1 protein-coding gene and 1 pseudogene are annotated in these 3,787 nt (G+C 50.4%); both read right to left on the bottom strand.

Annotated features, from left to right (window positions below; all coding sequences use genetic code 11):
• Positions 1-627, bottom strand: a pseudogene (locus Q6A51_RS27170) (hypothetical protein); the annotation flags it as partial.
• Entirely contained in the window at positions 624-3,647 is a 3,024-nt protein-coding gene (locus Q6A51_RS27165) for a hypothetical protein (RefSeq protein ID WP_304576172.1), read from the bottom strand. The gene Q6A51_RS27165 and the pseudogene Q6A51_RS27170, both read right to left, overlap by 4 nt.
• Positions 3,648-3,787: the final 140 nt, after the last annotated feature.

The following is a 3,787-nucleotide window of genomic DNA, read 5'->3' as shown; positions in this document are numbered from 1 at the left end:
CTTGAAGCGCTTGTAATCGAAGAGCGTGACCAGCCCGGTACGACGATTCAACTCCCAAAGCGGGCCTTTGGGTGGGCGGAACCAGATGCGGGGGAAGTAGTTGACAATGATGTGGCCGGTGAGCCAGAGCAGGAGGGGAATACCCAAAAATACGGGATAAACACTAAGAAGAAGATCAGAGGTCTCTTCCCACCACGAACGACGCGAGTCAACCACTGCTAGTAGGTGAACGAACAGTGAAATAGGCAGAAAAACAATGAAGCCTCCCTTGCCAAACGCAAGCATTAATAACCAGAACTGTGATCGAAAAGGAAGTTGAGCGAACCTGAAGCGCTCCTGATCATATTTTTGATGCAGTTCCACTCCTTCAAAAGGGGCCGGTACATAAGTTCCCGCAGCCTGTTGCTCCCGTTTTTCCTTTTCGGCTTGTTCCCAGAACCTCATGCTTTTTGGTGTTGGATCTTCCATGAGGCGGATAAGGGTAACGTCCTGAGTCTCCCCCCATGGCAACCGTCTGGTCGCGAATTTATGTAACCAGCTGCGCGGACTCGATGCGATCTGGTCCGGTATGCGGTCTGGTCGGTAAGCATGTGGGCCATAGTAAGACGAAGCTTGTGGGTTATTCATTGTGCAGGGCCTTGGTGAGTGATTTCATCTGCCCAGAACGGTTGGCTGATTTTTCTGAAGTCTGGTCTGGCCCAGTTCGGGCTGTATTGAGTTGGGTCCTTGACCGGTGGAGCAGGAAAGTAGCGTTTTTCGCCGTCGCTACTGAGTACAAATTGAGCTCTGATGTACCACTTGAAATATTGAGACTTAGTATCACTTAGTCGTAATGGCTGAAAATTAGATGTCGAGAAGTACAGCTCCAGTGCATCAGGGTATAAGCGTTGAGCCACAGGTTTTTCGGACGTTTGTGGAAGTTCGCTTTCACTGGTGTAGGGTACGCCTTGGTTATTGGACGATTGAGTTAGCAGGCAGACTCGACAATCAGCCTGTATATCAATAGTGCCAAGGCTACCAATCATGCCAGGCAAGTAGCTTTTAAGCCGAATCAGGGTGTTAGAAGTACGTACCCGGTAAGGCACTTCTGCATGGAGGTCCAGTTTAGGTTCAAGTTCATAGGCCGGATTGCGTTGTATATCGATGCTGATGCCGGCAAGCAGGCTGATCAGTCGATAGAACGCTTCCTTTGGGTCCTGTAAGTGTCGTGCAATGGAATTGCTTTCGGCAAAGGGGCCATTTTCAAGCCATGTCTGTAGCGGCGTACTGTTCAGCCAGAAGACCAGCCCGGCACCGCCGACAATCAGTAACAGCGCAAGCCAGCCAAGAGGTCCAAGTCCCAGTATGGTTGTCATGGTTTTCAGTAGACCCGCAGCAGTGCAGGCTATACCGCCCATGGACATCATCAGATAGCCATATCTGGCCCTGTCGTTCCATTGCCATGAATGCCAAGCATCGTAAAGATTAACACTGGCGAGAATCAGTCCGGAAAAAGACTGGAGAATGAGCCTGGCTGATAATTTTTTAGTGAACCTTGCTCCTAATACACCTCCAAGCCAGCGTGTGGCTCCTTCTTCGGAAATATGGAAAAGGGTTTTTCTGGTAATAGCTTTTTCAGAGGCTGTTCCAGAAAGTTTTATAGTCAAGGCCTCCATCGCGACCAGTAAATCAACTCCCGCCCCAATCACTCCCATGTAAAGGCGATACTTCTTTTTCTCTCTAGAGTTTTGTTCCCATGCCTGAGTCTCCGAACTCACATTCCACATCTCTAGCATCAATACCCCAACGCAAAAGGGGGACGAGGCGAGTATTCGGTAAGAGGAATTTGTGATGTTCTCGTTTAGCTCGCTGAGCGTTCTACCCAAGCCCTGCTGGGCATTTGGGCTATGGCTTTGTGCCGCGTATGCTGCTTCCTGAGCTGCTGTCAGTTGTTGGTTCATCTGGCTTATCAGTTTTGCAGTATTGTGATTACGCGGTATCACTAACACCCTATGTTCGCCGGTAGCCCCGCTGTTGGAAGATATTCTGGGATTATCGTTTTTGTTCAGTCGATTGCCTTGGCTATCGAGAAACTCTCCGTAATGGGTGTTGGGAAGGGCCTGTCGCGTAGGCAGGTCTTCCAGACCAAACACATAGTGGCCTTGGTTGATCTGGCGGCTTTGCATGAAGTAGGTCGGCCCGAAAGTCTTGGGCAGCATGCTGCGTAATTGCTGTAAGCCGAGTGACTGTCGATCAATGTTGACCGTAAGCTCTGATGCGCCAAGGTGTTGCCCCGCTTTTTCCGGAAGATCATTGGCGTTGTTATTCGTTTTTTTGATTTTTTCAGCGTCAATTTCTGCTCGAAGGAGTTCTTTGCGGACCGTACCAACGTGGCTTTGAGGCTTGTCCAGAGCACCTTGGAGATTCTCAAATATACTGACTAATGCAGCAGAGATACCCTTGCCACTGTTGAGCCAGAGAAAGCTCATGAGGTTGTCACCAGCCAGCAGATTGCTCAGTATCACGCTATCCAGAGTGGCCTGATTCACGGGACTGGGAGTTATCAAGTTTTCATGTTTCGCCAGTTCGGTCGCACGAAAACGTCCGTCGCCTGAGTTTTCATCCTCTTTGTCCGGGATTTTATAGGCCTCGTATACGGTTTGCGGATTGCATACAGGCCAAAGCATTGCATGTAAGGGGGATTGGGGGGTGTCGACAATTTTTCCCAAAAAATTCTGGCTTTTGCTGACCTCGGGATTGTGCATGCCGACACCTGTGACGGCATCGGTGAGATCACGGCCATTGGCCAAAGGATCTAGCTGCGCAGGTGTCAATGCAATGGCTGCCAGTGTTCTGCTTAATTCAAACAGTGCAGATACATAGTCGAATCCGTTCAGGCTCAGATGATCGGCAAGTGTTTGCTGTGTGGATGCTTGTGAAAGGCTAAGGGCAACCAGCTCTTGGGCAGTGCTCATGTGTTGCCAGACCTGTGTACGCTCAACCGTGGCCGTACTGCAATTTATATTTCTCTTGCCGGTTTCGCTAAGCCTTGTCATTCCTTCGTGCAGTGGATTGGGTTGGCCTTGAATGGTCCTGGGCGCGATCAAGTGCTGTACCAGCAATGCACTTGAGTGATGTGGGTGTTGCATGGCGCGTCGGGCACAGAGGCCAAACAATTGTGTATGCGTTTCGATGCGTCGTTGCAGGTGACGTAAACGGTAACGCGGATCTTCCAGCAATACACCGCAAATCTGACGTCGTCGGGCATTGGCCAATACGTCACTGACGTTTGCTTGTGCTGCCCAAAGCTCAACAGGATTATGTGGCTCTTGCGCAGTACTGCCGGGCAGGCTGGCGAGCAATGCATCGGTTACGGCAGTTAACTCCAGCCTGAGAGTGTCCTGCAAGGTCACGCCCTTGGCTGCGTAGGCAAGAAAGTCTTTGGCCTGTTGGTATGCATGTACCGGAAACTGCCCCGATAGGTCGCATAAGTACAATGCGGGTTGATCCAGCAACCACTCGTAGCCAGGCTCGCGTGAGCGTTGTGGCGCGGCCAGGCTGACAGGGAATACCATTAGATCCAGGTTATATCTAACAGCTTTTGCCAAGGTGACATTTCTCTGGTTGATAGCGTTTTGCATATCGAAGCTTGAGAAGGCCTCCAACATGAACTTGCCATCATGAATCGCCCTGGGTTTCGTAGACACCTCTTTGCCTTAAACTGAGGCCAATCAGGAGGTGCCATGAGCAACCCACGTTATCCCGAAGAATTCAAAATCCAAGCGGTCAATCAAGTGACCGAAAAGAA

The organism is Pseudomonas serbiensis (genome assembly GCF_030580745.1).
Classification (GTDB): domain Bacteria; phylum Pseudomonadota; class Gammaproteobacteria; order Pseudomonadales; family Pseudomonadaceae; genus Aquipseudomonas; species Aquipseudomonas serbiensis.
The sequence above is the reverse complement of the archived record's forward strand: the minus strand, read 5'-3'. Positions and strand labels throughout refer to the sequence as shown.